Origin of the sequence: Janthinobacterium sp. UMAB-60 (genome assembly GCF_900095235.1) — a bacterium.
Lineage (GTDB): Bacteria > Pseudomonadota > Gammaproteobacteria > Burkholderiales > Burkholderiaceae_D > Janthinobacterium.
The window spans coordinates 1-16,316 of record NZ_LT607484.1 but is presented as its reverse complement, the minus strand read 5'-3'; the positions used below and the strand labels follow the sequence as shown (position 1 = coordinate 16,316).

Genomic DNA, 16,316 nt, shown 5'->3' with positions numbered 1-16,316 from the left:
CCCGTGATATTGTTCTAGTGCACTGAAACAATTCTCTGAATGTGTTGCCGGGGGAGGCAAGGCGTGAGCGACGACGACACACCCGTTCCTGAGGCGGCCCCCGCAGGCTGCCTGCCGCACGGCATCGTCCAGCGCGACGAGGGCGTGTTTTTGGACCTGTCGCTGGCGCCCACGCAGTTGCGCGCCGCCGTCGACCAGTTGTTCCAGTCGGGGCAGCTGCTGGCCGGTCTCGACTACGCTTTGTTCCTGCTGACCCTGTTCCATGCTCCCGCGCCCCGCGCCGCGCCCAAGAGCGACGCCTTGCTGCGCATTGCCGCCCGTGTGGCGCCATTCCCGCCCCAGCGCCGCGCGCTGTATAAACAGGTCAAGATCCGCGACGACAGCGCCGAATTTTACTTTGAAGCGCTCTCTGCCGACTCGGATGGCCAGGTGCCGGCACGCCGCGAGTTTGACGAGCTGGTAGCCGACCTGTGGTGCAAGGGCGTGCGCTATGGCATCGATGGCGCGGCCGTGCGCGCCATTCTCGGCAGCGGCAAGGCCGAGCGCATCACGGTGGCGCGGGCGCTGCCGCCGCAGCCGGGGCGCGACGCCCGGCTGATGGAAGTGTCGCAAGGCATCCACCGCGACGATGCGCCGCGCGAACGCTCCGATGGCCGCCTGGATTTGCTCAGTTTCAAGAACCGTTTTCCGCAAGTGAAAAAACACGCGCGCCTGTTGCGGCTGCTGCCCGGTGCACCCGGCTTGCCCGGCTACGACCTGGACGGCACGCTGCTGCCGCCGCCCGCGCCGCTGGAGCTGGACCCGGCGGCGGTGGCAGGGGTGGGCATGGCCGTCGAACGCTTCAGCGATGGCGATTACGTGGTCGCCACCCAGAATGGCTATGTGAATGTCGATGCGCACGGCAAGCTCTCCATCGAAAACAAGATCGTCAGCCGCGAAGGCGTCAGCAGCCGTACCACGGGCAATTTGAAGTTGCGCGCCGCGTACGAGGAATATGGCGATGTGCAGGAGCAGCGTCAGCTCGACGGCAGCGACATCACCATCCATGGCGACGTGTACGGCCATCTGCACTCGCATGGCGGGCTGATATGGCTGCAGCGCAATCTGGTGGGCGGCACGGCCTTCAACGAGCACGGCGACGTGCGCGTCGAGGGCGTCGCTTCCGGTTCCGTGTTGCAGGCGCTGAGCGGCGAAGTCCGCGTGAAGCGCGCGGAAAGCTGCGTCATCGCCGGCACGCGCGTGGTGATCGACAGCGCCAGCAATTGCGAGATCATCGCCGACGAGGTCGTCATCGAGCTGGCCGAAGGCTGCGCCGTGGCGGCACGCACCATCCGCGTCGGCAGCGCCGGTCCCCGCAAGCAGGTGGAGATGCTGCTGTTCCCGCTGGTGCCCGATTTGAGCGCGCTGGAGCAACAGATCGCGGAAAGCCTGGCGAAGGCCGCGCACTACCAGCAGCTGCAGCACAAGCGCCAGCAGGAAATCGATGCCATCGCGCAATTGCCGGAAGTGCGCAACTACCTGGCCCTGGCGGGCCAGCTGCGGCGCGGCGAGCTGCAGCTGCAGCCGGCGCAGCAGCTGCAGTACGACAAGCTGGCGGCGCGCATCGCCCCCGTATTGAAGGAAGTGGCGCGCCTGCGCGTGGAAGTGAAACAGTCGGAAATCCTGCACGCGCAGATGCTGGCCCTGGTGGCGCAAGTGCGCCAGCAGCGGCAAGCGACGGCCGGCCAGTCGCGCTGCAGCCTGGGGCTGGTCGACGGTGAAACGGCCGTGCGCGCCATGGTCGTGCCGCCCGGCCCGGCCAAGGTCTACGACCGGCCGCCGAAGGAGATCAAGGCGCTGTTGCGCAGCGCCACGCCGGCCACGCAGAGCGTGTTTGCGGACAGCACAGGCAGCCTGGAGTGGACCTACCAGCCGCCACCCTGATCAGTCGATCACCTTGCCACGTGATTGCTTGAGCACGCTGTGCGTGCTCTTGCTGTCGAGGCGGCGCCGCTGCGAGCTGCGCGTGGGTTTGGTGGCGCGGCGCACGGCGGGCAAAAAGGTGACGCTGTCGATGATTTCCTGCAAGCGCCGCAAGGCTTCTTCCTTGTTCTGCTCCTGGCTGCGCGACTGCTGCGCCTTGAGCACCAGCACGCCATCCTTGCTGATGCGGCTGTCGCGCAGGGCCAGCAGGCGCTCCTTGTACGCTTCCGGCAGCGACGAGGCGGCGATGGGGAAGCGCAAATGGATGGCGCTGGACACCTTGTTGACATTCTGCCCGCCCGGCCCTTGGGCGCGGATGGCGGAAAATTCAACTTCAGCGGGATTGACGAGGTGTTGCATGGCCTGCCTGTGGGGAAACGATGTGGGTATTGTAAGGGAAGTTGGCTGCGCCGGCGCAAGCCTGGGCAGTGCGGGTACGCATGCCTTCCGGGAAAGTTGATGTTTCTCAACGCCGCCTGCGGTGATGCTGGTTAGCATGGGGCCAACGTTGCGCCACTGCGCATCCTGGCAGCGCTTACCGGATGAAAGGAACACCATGCAGCCCACGACGACGCCTGATGCCGCAACCGCGCAATACCTGACGCAGTACTTGAGCTTCCGGTTGGGCGGCCTGGAATACGGCCTCGATTACCGCTGCGTGCGGGAATTGCGCCCGCTGAAGGAACTCGACCGCTTTTCCTCGGAAGGGGAGGTGCTGCGCAGCGTGGCCGTCTCGCGCGGCGTGATCATCCCCATCGTCGACATGCGCGCCGCGTTCGGTAGCGCCCAGGGTACGCCCGACCCGTCCACCGACGTGATCATCTTGCAGCTGAGCAATGGCGTGATGGGCATGGTGGTCGATGGCGTCACCGATATCGTCAGCCTGGCCGCCAGCGACATCGCGGCCGTGCCCGGCCTGGGCGCGGCGGAAGCCGATTATCTGCTGGGCCTGGGCACGGTGGCGGGACGTAGATTGATCCTCGTCGACATCGACCGCCTGATGGCGATCCGCAGCCCCGGCCCCATGCAGGCAGCCTGAAAAAAAAAGACGACCCGGAGGTCGTCTTTTGTTGCAGCTTGATTAACCGAGCTTTTCCAGCTGGTCCTGCAAGTCCAGCCATTCCGCTTCCAGCTGCGCCAGGTCCTTGGTGAAGAAGGTCTGGTCGGCCAGCAACTGCTTCAGCTTGGCCTTGTTGGCGGCGTCGTAGATGGTTGGCTCGCCCAGCTTGGCTTCCGTTTCCGCCTTTTGCGCGTTGCGCTTGGCGATCTGCTCTTCCTGGCGCTTGATCTTGTTTTCGATCGGCTTGCGCAGGGCGGCGGCCTTCTGGCGGTCTTCCGCTTCCTGGCGCTTGTCGCGCACGGGCGCGGCAGGAGCGGCGGCCGCTACCGCTACCGGTGAGACGACAGGGAAGTCCGTCTTGTTGGCCTTGCCGGCGGCCGGCAGCACATCGGTACCTTTACCCAGCTTGGTCTTGAACAGCCAATCCTTGTAGTCGTCCAGGTCGCCGTCGAACGGTTGCAGCTTGCCGTCGGCCACGATGATGAATTCGTCGGTGGTGGCGCGCAGCAAATGGCGATCATGGGAAACGACGACCAGGGTGCCTTCGAACTGCGCCAGCGCTTCCGTCAGTGCTTCGCGCGTTTCCAGATCCAAGTGGTTGGTCGGTTCATCGAGCAGCAGCAGGTTCGGACGCTGCCAGACGATCAGGGCCAGCGCCAAACGGGCTTTTTCGCCGCCCGAGAACGGGGCGATCGAGGCGGTGACCATGTTGCCGGGGAAGTTGAAGCCGCCCAGGAAGTTACGCAGTTCCTGCTCGCGCACGGTGGGGGCGATCTTCGACAGATGCCACAGCGGCGATTCGTCGTGGCGCAGCATTTCCACCTGGTGCTGGGCGAAGTAGCCGATGTTGAGGCCCTTGCCCATGGTGGCGTCGCCCGTCAGCGGCATCAGTTCGCCGGCGATGGTCTTGATCAGGGTCGACTTGCCGGCGCCGTTCTGGCCCAGCAAGCCGATACGCTGGCCGATCTGCAGCGAAAACTTGATGCCGTTGACGATGGTTTTATGCGTGATTTCGCCCGTCGCTTCGTTTTCGATCTTGTAGCCCGCATCGACGTCTTCCATCACCATCAGCGGATTCGGCGCGGAAAGTGGCTCGCGGAATTCGAACGAGAATTCGGCGGCGGCGCGCAATGGCGCCAGCTCTTCCATCTTCGCCAGCGCCTTCATGCGGCTTTGCGCCTGGCGCGCCTTCGAGGCTTGCGCCTTGAAGCGGTTCACGAACGATTCCAGATGGGCACGCTTGCGCTGCTGCTTTTCCAGCGCGCCGGCGGCCAGGATCATCTGCGCCGCGCGCTGGCGCTCGAAGCTCGAATAGTTGCCCGAATAGCGTTTCAGTTTGCGTTCGTCGATATGCACGACCACGTTGACCACTTCATCGAGGAAGTCGCGATCATGGGAAATGATTAATAAGGTGCCGGCATAGCGCTTGAGCCAGTCTTCCAGCCAGATGATGGCGTCCAGATCCAGGTGGTTGGTCGGTTCATCGAGCAGCAGCAGGTCGGACGGGCACATCAGCGCTTGCGCCAGGTTCAAGCGCATGCGCCAGCCGCCGGAGAAGCTGGCGACCGGTTGCTGCATCTGGTCCAGCGTGAAGCCCAGGCCCAGCAGCAACTGTTCGCCGCGCGACTGCACGGTATAGGCGTCGGCATCGGCCAGCGCGCTGTACATGTTGCCGATGGCGATGCCGTTTTCCGTGCTTTCCGGTTGCGACTCGAGATGCGCCAGCTCCGCTTCCAGTTTGCGCAGGGTGATGTCGCCATCGATCGCGTAGTCGAGCGCGGCACGGTCCAGCGGCGGGGTTTCCTGCGCCACGTAAGCCACGCGCCATTTGGCGGGGAAATCGATCTCGCCCTGGTCAGGGTGCAATTCGCCACGCATCATGGCGAACAGGCTCGATTTGCCCGCGCCATTGGCGCCGATCAGGCCGATCTTGTCGCCCGGATTGAGGGTGACATCGACTTGTTCGAGCAACGGTTTGATGCCGCGCATCAGGCTTACTTGTAGGAAACGTATCATTTTTTTCTTTGTAGAGGCTGGGGTTTAACCCTCGCCGTAAAAACATCGTGTAGGTCGGATTAGCCCGAAGGGCGTAATCCGACGGGTGCCGCACAGGCATGTCGGATTACGCTACGCTAATCCGACCTACCAAGTCGATTAAACCAATTTGAGCTGCTCGGCCGTCAGCAGGAACACCATGTCGTCGCCGGCGCTGGTCGTCAGCCAGGTCAGGCCCAGCTCGCCGAAGGCCGCTTCCGCGTATTCGCGTTCGTTGCCGATTTCAATCATCAGGATGCCGTCGTCCGTCAGGCGTTCGGCCGCGCCGGCGATGATCTTGCGCACCAGGTCCATGCCGTCGCTGCCGCCGTCGAGGGCGATTTGCGGTTCGGCCAGGTATTCCTGGGGCAGCGTGCCCATCGACGCGGAATTCACGTACGGCGGGTTGCTGATGATCAAATCATATTTCTTGGCCGGCACGTTGGTGTACAGGTCCGATTCGATCAGGGTGACGCGGTCCTGCAATTTGTACGTGTCGACGTTGCGCTTGGCCACGGCCAGCGCGTCGGCGGAAATGTCCACCGCATCCACTGCGGCGTTGGGGAAGGCGTCGGCCATCATGATGGACAGGCAGCCCGAACCGGTGCACAGTTCCAGGATGTTTTCCACGGCTTCCGGTTCCGCCACCCATGGCGAAAAGTATTCAGGGATCAGCTCGGCGATGAAGGAGCGGGGCACGATCACGCGCTCGTCGACATAAAAGTTGTACGTACCCAGCCAGCCTTCCTTGGTGATGTAGGCGGCCGGCACGCGGTCGATGCTGCGGCGGTCGATGACCGTCATGACGCTGGCGATTTCCGACGGCAGCAGCTTGGCGTCGAGAAACGGTTCGAGCTTGTCGAGCGGCAACTTCAAGGTGTGCAGGATCAGATAGGCCGCTTCGTCGAACGCTTCGGCGCTGCCGTGGCCGAAAAACAGCTTGGCGGTATTAAAACGGGTAACGGCGTAGCGCAGCAGGTCGCGTGGCGTGGAAAACGGGTTCGGGGTCATGGCATTCTCGAAAAGACGGTGTTCTGGCCCGCCGTGACGGGCCTCGGTATTCTGGTTCAGACGGGCAGCAAATGCTCCAGCGTGCGCCGGTAAATATTCTTCAGGGGATCGATGTGGCGCAGTTCGATGTGCTCGTCGATCTTGTGAATACTGGCATTGGGCGGCCCGAATTCTATCACTTGGGGGCAGATTTGCGCGATAAACCGGCCATCCGAGGTGCCGCCCGTGGTCGACAACTGCGTCGCAAGGCCCGTTTCTTCCAGGATAGCGGACGACAGCGCATCGGAGAGGGTGCCGCGCGGCGTGAGGAAGGGCAGGCCACTCAGGGTCCACTGCATATCGTATTGCAAGTCATGCCTGTCGAGGATGGCGTGGACTCGTTCCTGCAGGCTTTCCGCCGTGCTGGCCGTGGAAAAGCGGAAGTTAAAGTCGATCACCATGTCGCCCGGAATCACGTTGTTGGCGCCCGTGCCCGCGTTGATGTTGGACATTTGCCACGATGTGGGCAGGTAATACTCGTTGCCCGCATCCCATTTCTCTTCGACCAGGTCGGCCAGCGCCTGCGCCGCTTCGTGGATCGGGTTTTTCGCCAGGTGCGGGTAGGCGATATGGCCTTGCACGCCCTTGATCGTCAGCCGGCCCGACAGGGAACCGCGGCGCCCGTTCTTGATCATGTCGCCCAGCTGCGCGCTCGACGTCGGTTCGCCCACCAGGCAATAGTCGATCTGCTCGCCCCGTGCCTTCAGTTGCTCGCAGACGATGACGGTGCCGTCCGTGGCCGGGCCTTCCTCGTCGCTGGTGATCAGAAAGGCGATCGAACCCGTGTGGTCGGGCGTGGCGGCGATGAATTCCTCGCAAGCGACCACCATGGCGGCGATCGAGGTCTTCATGTCGGCCGCGCCACGGCCGTACAGCTTGCCGTCGCGCTGCGTGGGGATGAAGGGCAGCGAGCGCCATTGCTCGATGGGGCCGGTCGGCACCACGTCCGTATGGCCGGCAAAGACGAACACGGGGGAACTCAATCCACGGCGTGCCCACAGATTGGTGACGTCGTTCGACTGGATCGTCTCGCAGACGAAGCCCAGCGGCGTGAGGATGTCGATCAGGTGCTGCTGGCAGCCCTTGTCATCGGGCGTGACCGAGGACAGGGCGATCAGTTTTTCGGTCAGGGCGAGGGTTTTGGAGGTGGTCATGGTGTAGAGCGGGGTGTTTCTGTCTAAGTAAAAATTACAGCCCGAAAATGGCTGCGTACTGTACATCTGAAAACGCCACGCTGAACTTTCCATCCTTGTCCAGCACAGGACGCTTGATGATGGACGGGTTTTCCAGCATCAGGTCCAGGGCGCTGGCCGCGTCGGTGATCGATGCCTTGCGCTCATCGGACAGGGCGCGCCAGGTCGTGCCTTTCCTGTTGACCAGCACATCCCACGGCAATTGCCGCAGCCATGCCTCGACGGTGGCGCGTTCCAGGCCCTGCTTTTTGAAGTCGTGGAAGGTGAAATCGAGTTGCTGCGCAGCCAGCCAGGTGCGGGCCTTTTTGACGGTATCGCAATTGGGGATACCGTAGAGTGTAATGGTCGTCATGGGTAGGGCCAAGGGGGAATGAATGCGGTTCGCTTGATCGCGGCGCTTGCGCCAGGGAAAAATGCGATAGTAGCCGCCATTATACAGTCGATGCGCAGTCGATGCGGCGCTGCAACACGGCCCCGTGATTCCCCTACACGGGCCGTGGCGCCGCCTTGCCCATCTCCGGCGGACCAAAATGCAGGCCCAGTCGCAAGGCCAGGGCGCGCAGGGCGCCGCTTTCCTGCAGGTGCAGGGCCAGCGCGATGTGGCCGTCGGGGCGCACCAGGTAGGCCGCGTCGCGGCCCAGGCCGGCCAGCTTGGCGGCCACGTTGTAGGTATAGCAATGCACGGGCAGTTTCAGCACGCGCGCCTCGTCCAGCAGTTCGGGCGCCGGCTCGCCATAGATGTGCAATTGCCAATCCATGCTGCGCAGGGCCGTGAAATTGTCTTGTGTGCCGTCGGAGAACCACGGCAGGCGGTCGCCGCCGCGCAAATATTCCGCGTGGCCGGCGGACAGGGCGCTGTCTTCATAGCTGATCTCGATTTGCGACACCGTCTTGAAGAGCAAACGGCGCGCCCGTTCGAAGCCGGACAGGAAGGGCAGCGCGTGCGGCACCAGCCAGCGCCGCAGGAATTGCCCGGCCATGCCTTGCGCGACGATGGCCTGAAAGGCGCGGTCAGTGGTGGCGACGAGCTTGCGGGCAAACACGATGCGCTCGCTTTCATAGGTGTCGAGCAGGGCGTCGTTGCTCTGGCCATGCAGCTTTTGCGCCAGTTTCCAGGCCAGGTTGACGGCGTCGCCCAGGCCCGTGTTCATGCCCTGGCCGCCCACGGGGCTGTGCAAATGGGCCGCGTCGCCGAGGATGAAGCCGCGGCGCGCGCGAAACTGCGCCGCCACCCGGTGGTGTACTTTATAGGTGGAAAACCAGTTCACGTGCTCGACCTGGATGCCGAGCAGGGTTTCCACGTCGCTGCGCACGTCGTCGAAGACGGGTGCCGGCGCGCCATCGGGGCGGTCGGGCAGGATGCCGATCAGGCGCTGCATGCCGCTGGTGCGCACGGGCAACATCAGCGCAAATGCGTTCGCGCCCAGGTGGGCGTGCAGATCCGTATTGCTGCCAACCACTTGCGCATCGGCCACGTAGTACAGGTGGTCGTAGGTGCCGCCGGAAAACTCAAAGCCGGCGATCTCGCGCACCTTGCTGCGGGCGCCGTCGCAGCCGCAGATGTAGTCAAACGTGCAATATTGGCGTTCGCCTTTGTTGAGCAGGATGGCTTGCACTTCGCTATCGTCCTGCGTCCACAGGTCCAGCGCGACATTCCATTCCACGTGCACGCCGGCCGCCGCCAGCTTGCTGATCAGAAAGCGTTCATGCTCGTCCTGTGGCAGGCTCAGCACGAAAGGGTAGGGGCTCAGGCCTTCGCCGATCTCGCCCAGCGCCAGTTTTACCAGCTCCTCGCCGCCCTCGTGGATGTGCATGGCATTGATCTTGATGCCCAGGTGCACCAGTTCGTCGGCAAAGCCCAGTTGCTGATAAAACTCCAGGGTGCGCGCATGCACGGCCATGGCCCGCGACGCCTGCCCGGGGCCGCTGTTCCTGTCGATGATGCGGCAATCGACGCCATGGCGCGCCAGGCGCAAGGCAAGCATGAGGCCGGTAGGACCGGCGCCGACGATCAATACGGGAGGAGTATTCATGCCATCCAGTATAGGACAGGATGAGAAGCGGGGGCGGGACGTTTGAAGTTGCTAGTTGGAAATAAAAATGTCCCGCCGGGGCGGGACATTCAGGTCTTACTGATACTTCACAGCGCAATAATCAAATGCCGCGCAGGAGTTCGTTGATACCTGTTTTCGCGCGGGTTTTTGCATCCACGCGCTTGACGATCACGGCGCAGTACAGCGAGTACTTGCCGTCTTCCGATGGCAGGTTGCCCGAGACCACGACGGAGCCGGCCGGCACGCGGCCGTAGGTCACTTCGCCCGTGGCGCGGTCGTAGATCTTGGTCGACTGGCCGATGTAGACGCCCATCGAGATGACCGAGTTTTCTTCGACGATCACGCCTTCGACGATTTCCGAGCGGGCGCCGATGAAGCAGTTGTCTTCGATGATGGTCGGGTTCGCCTGCATTGGCTCCAGCACGCCGCCGATGCCGACGCCGCCGGACAGGTGGACGTTCTTGCCGATCTGCGCGCAGGAGCCGACGGTGGCCCAGGTGTCGACCATGGCGCCTTCATCGACGTAGGCGCCGATGTTGACGTAGGACGGCATCAGTACGACGTTCTTGGCGATGAAGCTGCCGCGGCGGGCGACGGCTGGCGGCACCACGCGGAAACCGCCCTTGGCGAAGTCTTCGGCCGTGTAGTTGGCGAACTTGGTCGGCACCTTGTCGTAGAACTGCATCGTGCCATCCGATGGCAGGACGACGTTGTCTTCCAGGCGGAACGACAGCAGCACGGCTTTCTTGACCCACTGGTTGACGACCCAGTCACCCGAGGTTTTTTCCGCCACGCGGATGCTGCCGTTGTCCAGGCCATTGATGACGTGGGAGACGGCGTCGCGCAGTTCGGCCGTGCCGTTGCGCGGATTGATCTCGGCGCGGTTTTCCCAGGCCTGGTCGATGATGGTTTGCAGTTGTTGGCTCATGATGATGTCTTGTTCATTTAGTTGGTTGATGCGGATGCGGAAAGCTGCTGGCAGAATTTTACTATGCGCAATGCGGCTTCCAGCCCTTCGGCCGTTTCGGCCACCAGGGCCATGCGGATGCGGTTGCGGCCCGGATTGATGCCGTGCGCGTCGCGCGCCAGGTAGCTGCCAGGCAGTACCGTGACATTATATTCGGCGTACAGGCGTTGCGCGAATTGCGTGTCGGACAGTCCCGTGCGGCTGACGTCGGCCCACAGGTAGAAGCCGGCGTCCGGCAATTGCACGTCCATCACCGTTTGCAGCAGCGGCGTGATGGCGTCGAACTTGGCGCGATACTTGGCGCGATTTTCCTCGACATGGGTTTCGTCGTTCCAGGCCGCGACGGAGGCCGCCTGCACGGCGGGGCTCATGGCGCCGCCGTGGTAGGTTCGGTAGAGCAGGAATTTTTTCAGTACTTCCGCGTCGCCGGCGACGAAGCCCGAGCGCATGCCGGGCACGTTCGAGCGCTTCGACAGGCTGGAAAACACCACCAGGCGCGCATACGGACGCTCGATCGTGGACAGGCCCAGCATGTGCGCCGCCTGCAGCGCGCCCAGCGGGGGCGTGTCGCCGTGGTAAATCTCGGAATAGCACTCGTCGGCGGCGATGACGAAGTCGTAGCGTTCGGACAGGGCGAACAGGTGTTCCCAGTCCGTCAGGGTCAGCACGGCGCCCGTCGGGTTGCCGGGTGAACACAGGAACAGCAGCCTGACTTTTTCCCAAATATGGTCGGGCACGCTGTCATAGTCGCAGCCGAAATTGCGCGCGGGGTCGGAATTGACGAAATACGGTTCGGCGCCGGCCAGGTAGGCCGCGCCTTCATAGATCTGGTAAAACGGATTCGGGCTGATCACGAGCGAACCGGCCGACGGATCGATCACCGTTTGCGCCAGCGCAAACAGCGCTTCGCGCGAACCGTTCACGGGCAGGATTTGCGTGGCAGGATTGAGCTTGGGGATGCCGTAGCGGCGCTCCAGCCAGCTGGCAATCGCGCTGCGCAAGGCTTCCGAACCGATGGTGGTCGGATAGCTGGCCAGGCCGTGGATATTGTCGACCAGCGCCTGCTCGATGAAGGCTGGTGTCGGATGCTTGGGTTCGCCCATGCCCAGGCTGATGGGCGCGTACTCGGGATTGACCGTCACGCCGGCAAACAGCTGGCGCAGCTTTTCGAAGGGATATGGTTGCAGTTTAGCAAGAAGTGGATTCACGGAACGGACCAGGGCAAGAGTGGAAAGACGATGTTGCTGAGCGATGTAGCTTGGTAGTGTTGCTTAGTCATGGCTGAACGATTGCTTGGCGCGGCAGACTTGATGCCGGTCAAATAATAGGCTGCGTCTTTCATTATAGCCGTCCTCGCGGGGCCGCTGTGCAAGCCGTCTCAAGCCGCACCGGCCTGATCGCTGTCTGGCTTGCCACGCCATGCCGCAGCGGGGAGTGCCGCGCCATGGCGCGGCAAGGTAAAATACGTCATGCCTATCTTACTTCCCACCCTGCTTGCTATTGAAACGTCGTCCGAACTCGCCTCCTGCGCCTTGTTGCGCGGCGATGTCGTCCTGTCCCGCGCCTCGTCGGGCGTGCGCACCCATTCCCAGTCGATCTTGCCGATGGTGCAGGAATTGCTGGCCGAAGCGGGCGTGACCCTGGCCGACGTCGACGCCATCGCCTACGGCTCCGGCCCCGGCTCGTTTACGGGCGTGCGCACGGCCTGCGGCATCGCGCAAGGCCTGGCCTATGGCGCCAATCTGCCCGTCGTGCCCGTCGTCACGCTCGACGCCATGGCGCTCGCGTGCCACCAGCAGCATGGCGCGCAACACATCGTGACCGTGCTCGACGCCCGCATGGGCGAAGTGTACTGGGCGCAATATGACTATCAAAACGGCTTGCAGGCTGTCCTGCCGCCGGCCCTGAGCGCGCCGGCCGGCGTGGCGCCGCAAGGCGATGTGGCCGGCTGCGGCAACGGTTTTAGTGCGTACGCCGAAGCGCTGGCCGCGTTGCCGTGCGCCGCCACGGCCGATGCGGCCATCATGCCACACGCCGTGCAAGTGGCGCAGTTGGCGCGCATCGCCTTTGCCGCCGGTCAGTTCGTGACGGCGGCCGAGGCGCAGCCTTTGTATTTGCGCAACAAGATCGCCTACACGAGCGCGGAACGGCACGACATGCAACTGGCCAAGGCTGCTGCGGAGTCCGCGCAATGAGTGTGGCGGGCCAGGACAATGCTGCCGGTTGGGACTTGCTGCGCCTCGACTATCAGCCGATGCGTGAGGCGGACCTGATGGAGGTGCTGGCGCTGGAACAGCGCGTGTATCCGCATCCCTGGACGCACGGCAACTTCGTCGATTCGCTCAAGAGCGGCTACCCGGCCTGGGTGCTGCGCGACGTGGACGGCACCCTGCTCGGCTACTTTTTATTGATGCTGGTGGTCGACGAGGCGCACTTGCTGAATGTGGCCGTCGAGGGCGCCATTCAGGGCCAGGGACTGGGCCGCTTCCTGCTGCAGCAGTCCTGCGCCTGCGCGCGCCAGCTGGGCATGGAATCGATGCTGCTGGAAGTGCGCCCGTCGAACGTGCGCGCGCTCGATATTTACCAGCGCTATGGATTTGAACAGATCGGCCGGCGCAAGGGATACTATCCGGCCAGTAACTCGCAACGTGAGGACGCCATCGTGATGCGTTATACCTTATGAGCCGCAGCGCCGTTTTCCTCGATGAAATGGGCGTCGGCCCCCTGTGGCGTTTGCGCCAGGGCGCCGCGCCCGAGGTCGTTGATATTGTCGTCGAGGCTGCCGTGGAGGTGGACGTCGCCGTGGCGGCGCCCGTGGTCGAGATGGCTGCACCTGTGGTCGAAGTGCTGGCCGAGGTGCAAGTCGTGGAAGCCGTGGAAGCTGCCGTGCCCGCCGCCGCCCCCGACGACACGGCCTGGTTCGACGATGCGCCCGCGCCCGCGCCAGTGAAGCAGCTCAGCGACGCCGATATCGCCGCCCTCGACTGGGATGGCTTGACGGCCGCCGTGGCGAAATGCGCGCGCTGCGACTTGTGCAAGACGCGCAAGGGCGTCGTCATGGGTCGTGGCGACCGCCAGGGCGATTGGCTGATGCTGGCCAGCAGCCCGTCGCGCCTGGAAGAACGGGAAGGGCGCGCCTTGCCGGGCGAGCAGGGCAAATTGCTCGACAATATGTTGAAAGCCATCGCCGTCGATGCGGGCCGCGATGTCTATATTGCCCACTTGCTGAAATGCCGTCCGCTCGACGAGACGGGCCAGGAGCGCCTGCCCACCGAGGCCGAGTCCGCCGCCTGCCGCCCGTATTTCGAGCGCGAACTTGCGCTGCTGCAGCCGCGCACCATCGTCACCCTCGGTTCGATGGCCGCCGCCGGCATCAATCCCGGTGAAAAACCCGTACGGGGCACGGTGCGCCAGCTGGGCAATGCCTGCGTCGTCGCCACCTTCCATCCAGAGCAACTGCTGCAGGACGGGACGGGCAAGGCCAAGGCGCGCGCCTGGGTCGATTTGTGCCTGGCGAAAAGCACGCACGGTGGTTGATACGGCCGTCGCTACCTTCCAGGTCCGCTTCGAGCAGCGCTGGGGCCATCTGACGCACCCCCGCGTGCGGGCGCTGGCCTGGCTGCTCGACTCGCCCGACTTGCTGGACCCCGCCAGCGCCCACTGGGGCGGGCGCATCGCCAGCCTGCCTGCCGTCACGCCTGCCTTGGCGGCCTGGCTGGGGGCGCTGCAGGATGATCCGTCGCCGCTCGATGCGGCGCTGGGGCCGAAATTCTATTCCCGCCTGGGCCTGTACGCTGAAAAGCTGCTGGCCTTTTATTTTGAGCAGCATGGGGTATTGCAAGCGCATGGCTTGCAAGTGCAGGTGAACCGCAACGACACGGTGGGCGAGTTCGATTATTTGCTGCGTGACGGTAACGACTTGCTGCACTGGGAGTTCGCCACCAAGTTCTACCTGCTCGAAGGCGCGCCCGATCCCGGTGTCTTCAACCACTTGATCGGCCCGAACCTGGCCGACACCTTGGGGTTGAAGATGCGCAAGATTCTCGACAAGCAACTGGCCTTGTCCCGCCACCCGGCCGCGCAAAGCTTGCTGGCGCATCCCGTGCGGGCGGCGCAGGCGCTGGTCAAGGGTTGGCTGTTCTATGCGGCAGGCGCCACGCCCGCCCTGGACGGTATTTCCCAGGAGCATGGACACGGCTTCTGGTGCACGCTGGGTCAACTACCCGAGCAACGCTATGTCGTGCTGCCGCGTTTGCAATGGCTGGCGCCGTTCAAGGGCCGCGACGCGGCAGTGCTGGACGTCGATGCCTTGCGCGCGCAGTTGTCTGATCTGGCGCAACCGGTGATGGTGGCCACGGTGGATACTGTCGAAGGCTGGGAAGTGGAGCGCACGCGCGGGTTTGTCGTGCCCCATGACTGGACGGAGCAGGCTGCCGCGCGGCGGCTGGCTGGCACGCTACCTGCGTAGGTCGGGTAGGTCGGATTAGCGCGTAGCGCGTAATCCGACACCACCGTTAATGCTTATGCTCACCGATCAAGGAAAGATTGTCATGCTCAGCCTGGTTCAGCTTGTGCCGGCGCATGATCATGTACATGGTGCCGGCGACGAACAGGCCGAACAGCGTGATGATGATATTGAGCGGCAGGTGCAGGCGGATCATGATCGAATATACGGCCAGCATGGTGAGAATCGACAGGTTCTCATTGAAGTTCTGCACGGCGATGGAATGGCCGGCGCTCATCAGGACGTGGCCGCGGTGTTGCAACAGGGCATTCATTGGCACTACGAAGAAGCCGGACAGGGCGCCGATCAGTATCAGCAGCGGGTAGGCGATCCACACGGAGTGCACTTGCGTCATCATCATGACGATCACGCCCATGGCGATGCCCAGCGGAATGACGGTCAGCGACTTGCGTAGCGGAATGAAGCGTGCCGACAGCACGGCGCCGGCGGCCACGCCGATGGCGACCACGCCCACCAGGCTGGTCGCCTTGTCGAACGGCATGTTCAGCGACTGCTTGGCCCATTCCAGCACGATCAGTTGCAAGGTGGCGCCAGCGCCCCAGAACAGGGTCGTCACGGCCAGGGTGATCTGACCCAGTTTGTCTTTCCACAGGATGGAATAGCAATTGGCAAAATCGGTGATCAGTTTGATAGGATTGCGTTCCTGGTGCGCATACACGCAGCCCGTGTCGGGAATCTTCAGGTTGGCCAGGGTCGCCATCACGTAGATGCCGACTACCACGCACAAGGCCGCTTCCGTCTTGCTGGTGATGCCCGTATCGATCATGGGGATGTCGATCGACAGCAGCATGTCGGACACGTGGCCGCTGACGAGCGCGCCGCCCATGACGGTACCGAGGATGATGGAGGTGACGGTCAAGCCTTCGATCCAGCCATTCGCCGCCACGAGCTTTTCCGGTGGCAGCAGTTCCGTCAGGATGCCGTACTTGGCGGGCGAATACACGGCCGCGCCAAAGCCGACGACGGCATAGGCAAGCAAGGGGTGCACCTGGAAGAAGACGAGGGCGCAGCCGAAGATCTTGACCAGGTTGGCGATGAACATGACCTTGCCTTTCGGCAATGCATCCGCGAAAGCGCCAACAAAAGCGGCCAACAGTACGTAAAACAGCACGAACGACAATTTGAGCAGCGGCGTGATCCACGCCGGGGATTTCATGGACACCAATAAATCGACGGCGACAAAAAAGAGGGCGTTATCTGCCAGCGAAGAAAAGAACTGCGCCGCCATGATGGTATAAAAACCACGATTCATTCTGGATTGCCTGAAATCATATCTGGCTTGCTTTATACCACGAAAAAACGGCAAACCCCAAGTTTGGCAGGGGCTGCCTTGCATAGTCTTGCCTAAGTGAAGCTTAATTTTTCTGCCGTAGAAAAATACATCACATGTGAGCATTTTGTAAATGATGTCCTCTGCACACGATCGTGGGCATCTGCAGTGTCCGCTTACTGTGCATCCGGTAAAATACGG

At 63.1% G+C, this 16,316-nt stretch carries 15 protein-coding genes; 6 read left to right on the top strand and 9 right to left on the bottom strand.

Annotation, left to right across the window (positions count from 1 at the left end):
* The first annotated feature begins 63 nt into the window (after positions 1-63).
* Positions 64-1,923, top strand: a complete 1,860-nt coding sequence (locus K0F86_RS05930) for a FapA family protein (protein WP_257572006.1) — start codon at positions 64-66, stop codon at positions 1,921-1,923.
* Here K0F86_RS05930 and arfB read toward each other — a convergent pair whose 3' ends face one another.
* Positions 1,924-2,322 carry an alternative ribosome rescue aminoacyl-tRNA hydrolase ArfB gene (gene arfB / locus K0F86_RS05925; protein ID WP_034779396.1) on the bottom strand — a complete coding sequence of 133 codons (399 nt, stop codon included), beginning with the start codon at positions 2,320-2,322 and terminating at the stop codon, positions 1,924-1,926.
* 196 nt (positions 2,323-2,518) lie between these two features.
* Between arfB and K0F86_RS05920 the strand changes: the two genes are divergently transcribed.
* Positions 2,519-3,001 carry a chemotaxis protein CheW gene (locus K0F86_RS05920; RefSeq protein WP_219133522.1) on the top strand — a complete coding sequence of 161 codons (483 nt, stop codon included), beginning with the start codon at positions 2,519-2,521 and terminating at the stop codon, positions 2,999-3,001.
* Positions 3,002-3,043: 42 nt separating this feature from the next.
* On the opposite strand, the gene K0F86_RS05915 is transcribed toward K0F86_RS05920, so the two are convergent.
* The 7 genes from K0F86_RS05915 to dapC form a co-directional block, all read right to left on the bottom strand.
* Positions 3,044-5,038, bottom strand: a complete 1,995-nt coding sequence (locus K0F86_RS05915; protein ID WP_099763078.1) for an ATP-binding cassette domain-containing protein — start codon at positions 5,036-5,038, stop codon at positions 3,044-3,046.
* Positions 5,039-5,176: 138 nt separating this feature from the next.
* Complete coding sequence (gene prmB, locus K0F86_RS05910; RefSeq protein WP_219133521.1) at positions 5,177-6,067, bottom strand: 50S ribosomal protein L3 N(5)-glutamine methyltransferase; 891 nt, start codon at positions 6,065-6,067, stop codon at positions 5,177-5,179.
* A 56-nt stretch (positions 6,068-6,123) separates the two neighbouring features.
* A complete protein-coding gene (gene dapE, locus K0F86_RS05905; RefSeq protein WP_219133520.1) occupies positions 6,124-7,260 on the bottom strand; it encodes a succinyl-diaminopimelate desuccinylase in 1,137 nt (378 codons plus the stop codon).
* A gap of 34 nt (positions 7,261-7,294) precedes the next feature.
* The gene (locus tag K0F86_RS05900) at positions 7,295-7,651 is read right to left on the bottom strand and encodes an ArsC family reductase (protein WP_219133519.1); all 357 of its coding nucleotides are present in this window, start codon (positions 7,649-7,651) and stop codon (positions 7,295-7,297) included.
* 133 nt (positions 7,652-7,784) lie between these two features.
* Positions 7,785-9,332, bottom strand: a complete 1,548-nt coding sequence (locus tag K0F86_RS05895; RefSeq protein WP_219133517.1) for an FAD-dependent oxidoreductase — start codon at positions 9,330-9,332, stop codon at positions 7,785-7,787.
* Between the two features lie 121 nt (positions 9,333-9,453).
* Positions 9,454-10,281, bottom strand: coding sequence for a 2,3,4,5-tetrahydropyridine-2,6-dicarboxylate N-succinyltransferase (dapD, locus tag K0F86_RS05890; protein WP_070223998.1), 828 nt, complete (start codon positions 10,279-10,281; stop codon positions 9,454-9,456).
* 17 nt (positions 10,282-10,298) lie between these two features.
* A complete protein-coding gene (gene dapC, locus K0F86_RS05885) occupies positions 10,299-11,528 on the bottom strand; it encodes a succinyldiaminopimelate transaminase (RefSeq protein WP_219133515.1) in 1,230 nt (409 codons plus the stop codon).
* Between the two features lie 261 nt (positions 11,529-11,789).
* Here dapC and tsaB point away from each other — a divergent pair, with 261 nt between their 5' ends.
* Genes tsaB through K0F86_RS05865 form a run of 4 tightly spaced genes read left to right on the top strand, consistent with a single transcriptional unit; the run spans position 11,790 to position 14,788 of the window.
* Positions 11,790-12,515, top strand: coding sequence for a tRNA (adenosine(37)-N6)-threonylcarbamoyltransferase complex dimerization subunit type 1 TsaB (gene tsaB, locus K0F86_RS05880; RefSeq protein ID WP_219133513.1), 726 nt, complete (start codon positions 11,790-11,792; stop codon positions 12,513-12,515).
* Complete coding sequence (rimI, locus tag K0F86_RS05875) at positions 12,512-13,003, top strand: ribosomal protein S18-alanine N-acetyltransferase (RefSeq protein WP_219133511.1); 492 nt, start codon at positions 12,512-12,514, stop codon at positions 13,001-13,003. The genes tsaB and rimI overlap by 4 nt, the downstream gene beginning before the upstream one ends.
* Positions 13,000-13,857: a uracil-DNA glycosylase family protein gene (locus K0F86_RS05870; RefSeq protein ID WP_219133509.1), complete on the top strand. Its 858-nt coding sequence runs from the start codon at positions 13,000-13,002 to the stop codon at positions 13,855-13,857. Before rimI ends, K0F86_RS05870 begins: the two co-directional genes overlap by 4 nt.
* A complete protein-coding gene (locus K0F86_RS05865) occupies positions 13,850-14,788 on the top strand; it encodes a DUF1853 family protein (RefSeq protein WP_257572005.1) in 939 nt (312 codons plus the stop codon). The genes K0F86_RS05870 and K0F86_RS05865 overlap by 8 nt, the downstream gene beginning before the upstream one ends.
* A 46-nt stretch (positions 14,789-14,834) precedes the next feature.
* Here the strand turns inward: K0F86_RS05865 and lplT are convergent, their stop codons facing one another.
* Positions 14,835-16,097, bottom strand: a complete 1,263-nt coding sequence (gene lplT / locus K0F86_RS05860) for a lysophospholipid transporter LplT (protein WP_219133506.1) — start codon at positions 16,095-16,097, stop codon at positions 14,835-14,837.
* Positions 16,098-16,316: the final 219 nt, after the last annotated feature.

Excerpts from the sequence above, each read along its gene's own strand:
- rimI (WP_219133511.1), top strand. The coding sequence starts at position 12,512 with ATGAGTGTGGCGGGCCAGGACAATGCTGCCGGTTGGGACTTGCTGCGC.
- dapE (WP_219133520.1), bottom strand. The coding sequence starts at position 7,260 with ATGACCACCTCCAAAACCCTCGCCCTGACCGAAAAACTGATCGCCCTG.
- arfB (WP_034779396.1), bottom strand. The coding sequence starts at position 2,322 with ATGCAACACCTCGTCAATCCCGCTGAAGTTGAATTTTCCGCCATCCGC.
- lplT (WP_219133506.1), bottom strand. The coding sequence starts at position 16,097 with ATGAATCGTGGTTTTTATACCATCATGGCGGCGCAGTTCTTTTCTTCG.
- K0F86_RS05900 (WP_219133519.1), bottom strand. The coding sequence starts at position 7,651 with ATGACGACCATTACACTCTACGGTATCCCCAATTGCGATACCGTCAAA.
- K0F86_RS05895 (WP_219133517.1), bottom strand. The coding sequence starts at position 9,332 with ATGAATACTCCTCCCGTATTGATCGTCGGCGCCGGTCCTACCGGCCTC.
- K0F86_RS05915 (WP_099763078.1), bottom strand. The coding sequence starts at position 5,038 with ATGATACGTTTCCTACAAGTAAGCCTGATGCGCGGCATCAAACCGTTG.
- tsaB (WP_219133513.1), top strand. The coding sequence starts at position 11,790 with ATGCCTATCTTACTTCCCACCCTGCTTGCTATTGAAACGTCGTCCGAA.
- K0F86_RS05920 (WP_219133522.1), top strand. The coding sequence starts at position 2,519 with ATGCAGCCCACGACGACGCCTGATGCCGCAACCGCGCAATACCTGACG.
- prmB (WP_219133521.1), bottom strand. The coding sequence starts at position 6,067 with ATGACCCCGAACCCGTTTTCCACGCCACGCGACCTGCTGCGCTACGCC.
- K0F86_RS05870 (WP_219133509.1), top strand. The coding sequence starts at position 13,000 with ATGAGCCGCAGCGCCGTTTTCCTCGATGAAATGGGCGTCGGCCCCCTG.
- dapD (WP_070223998.1), bottom strand. The coding sequence starts at position 10,281 with ATGAGCCAACAACTGCAAACCATCATCGACCAGGCCTGGGAAAACCGC.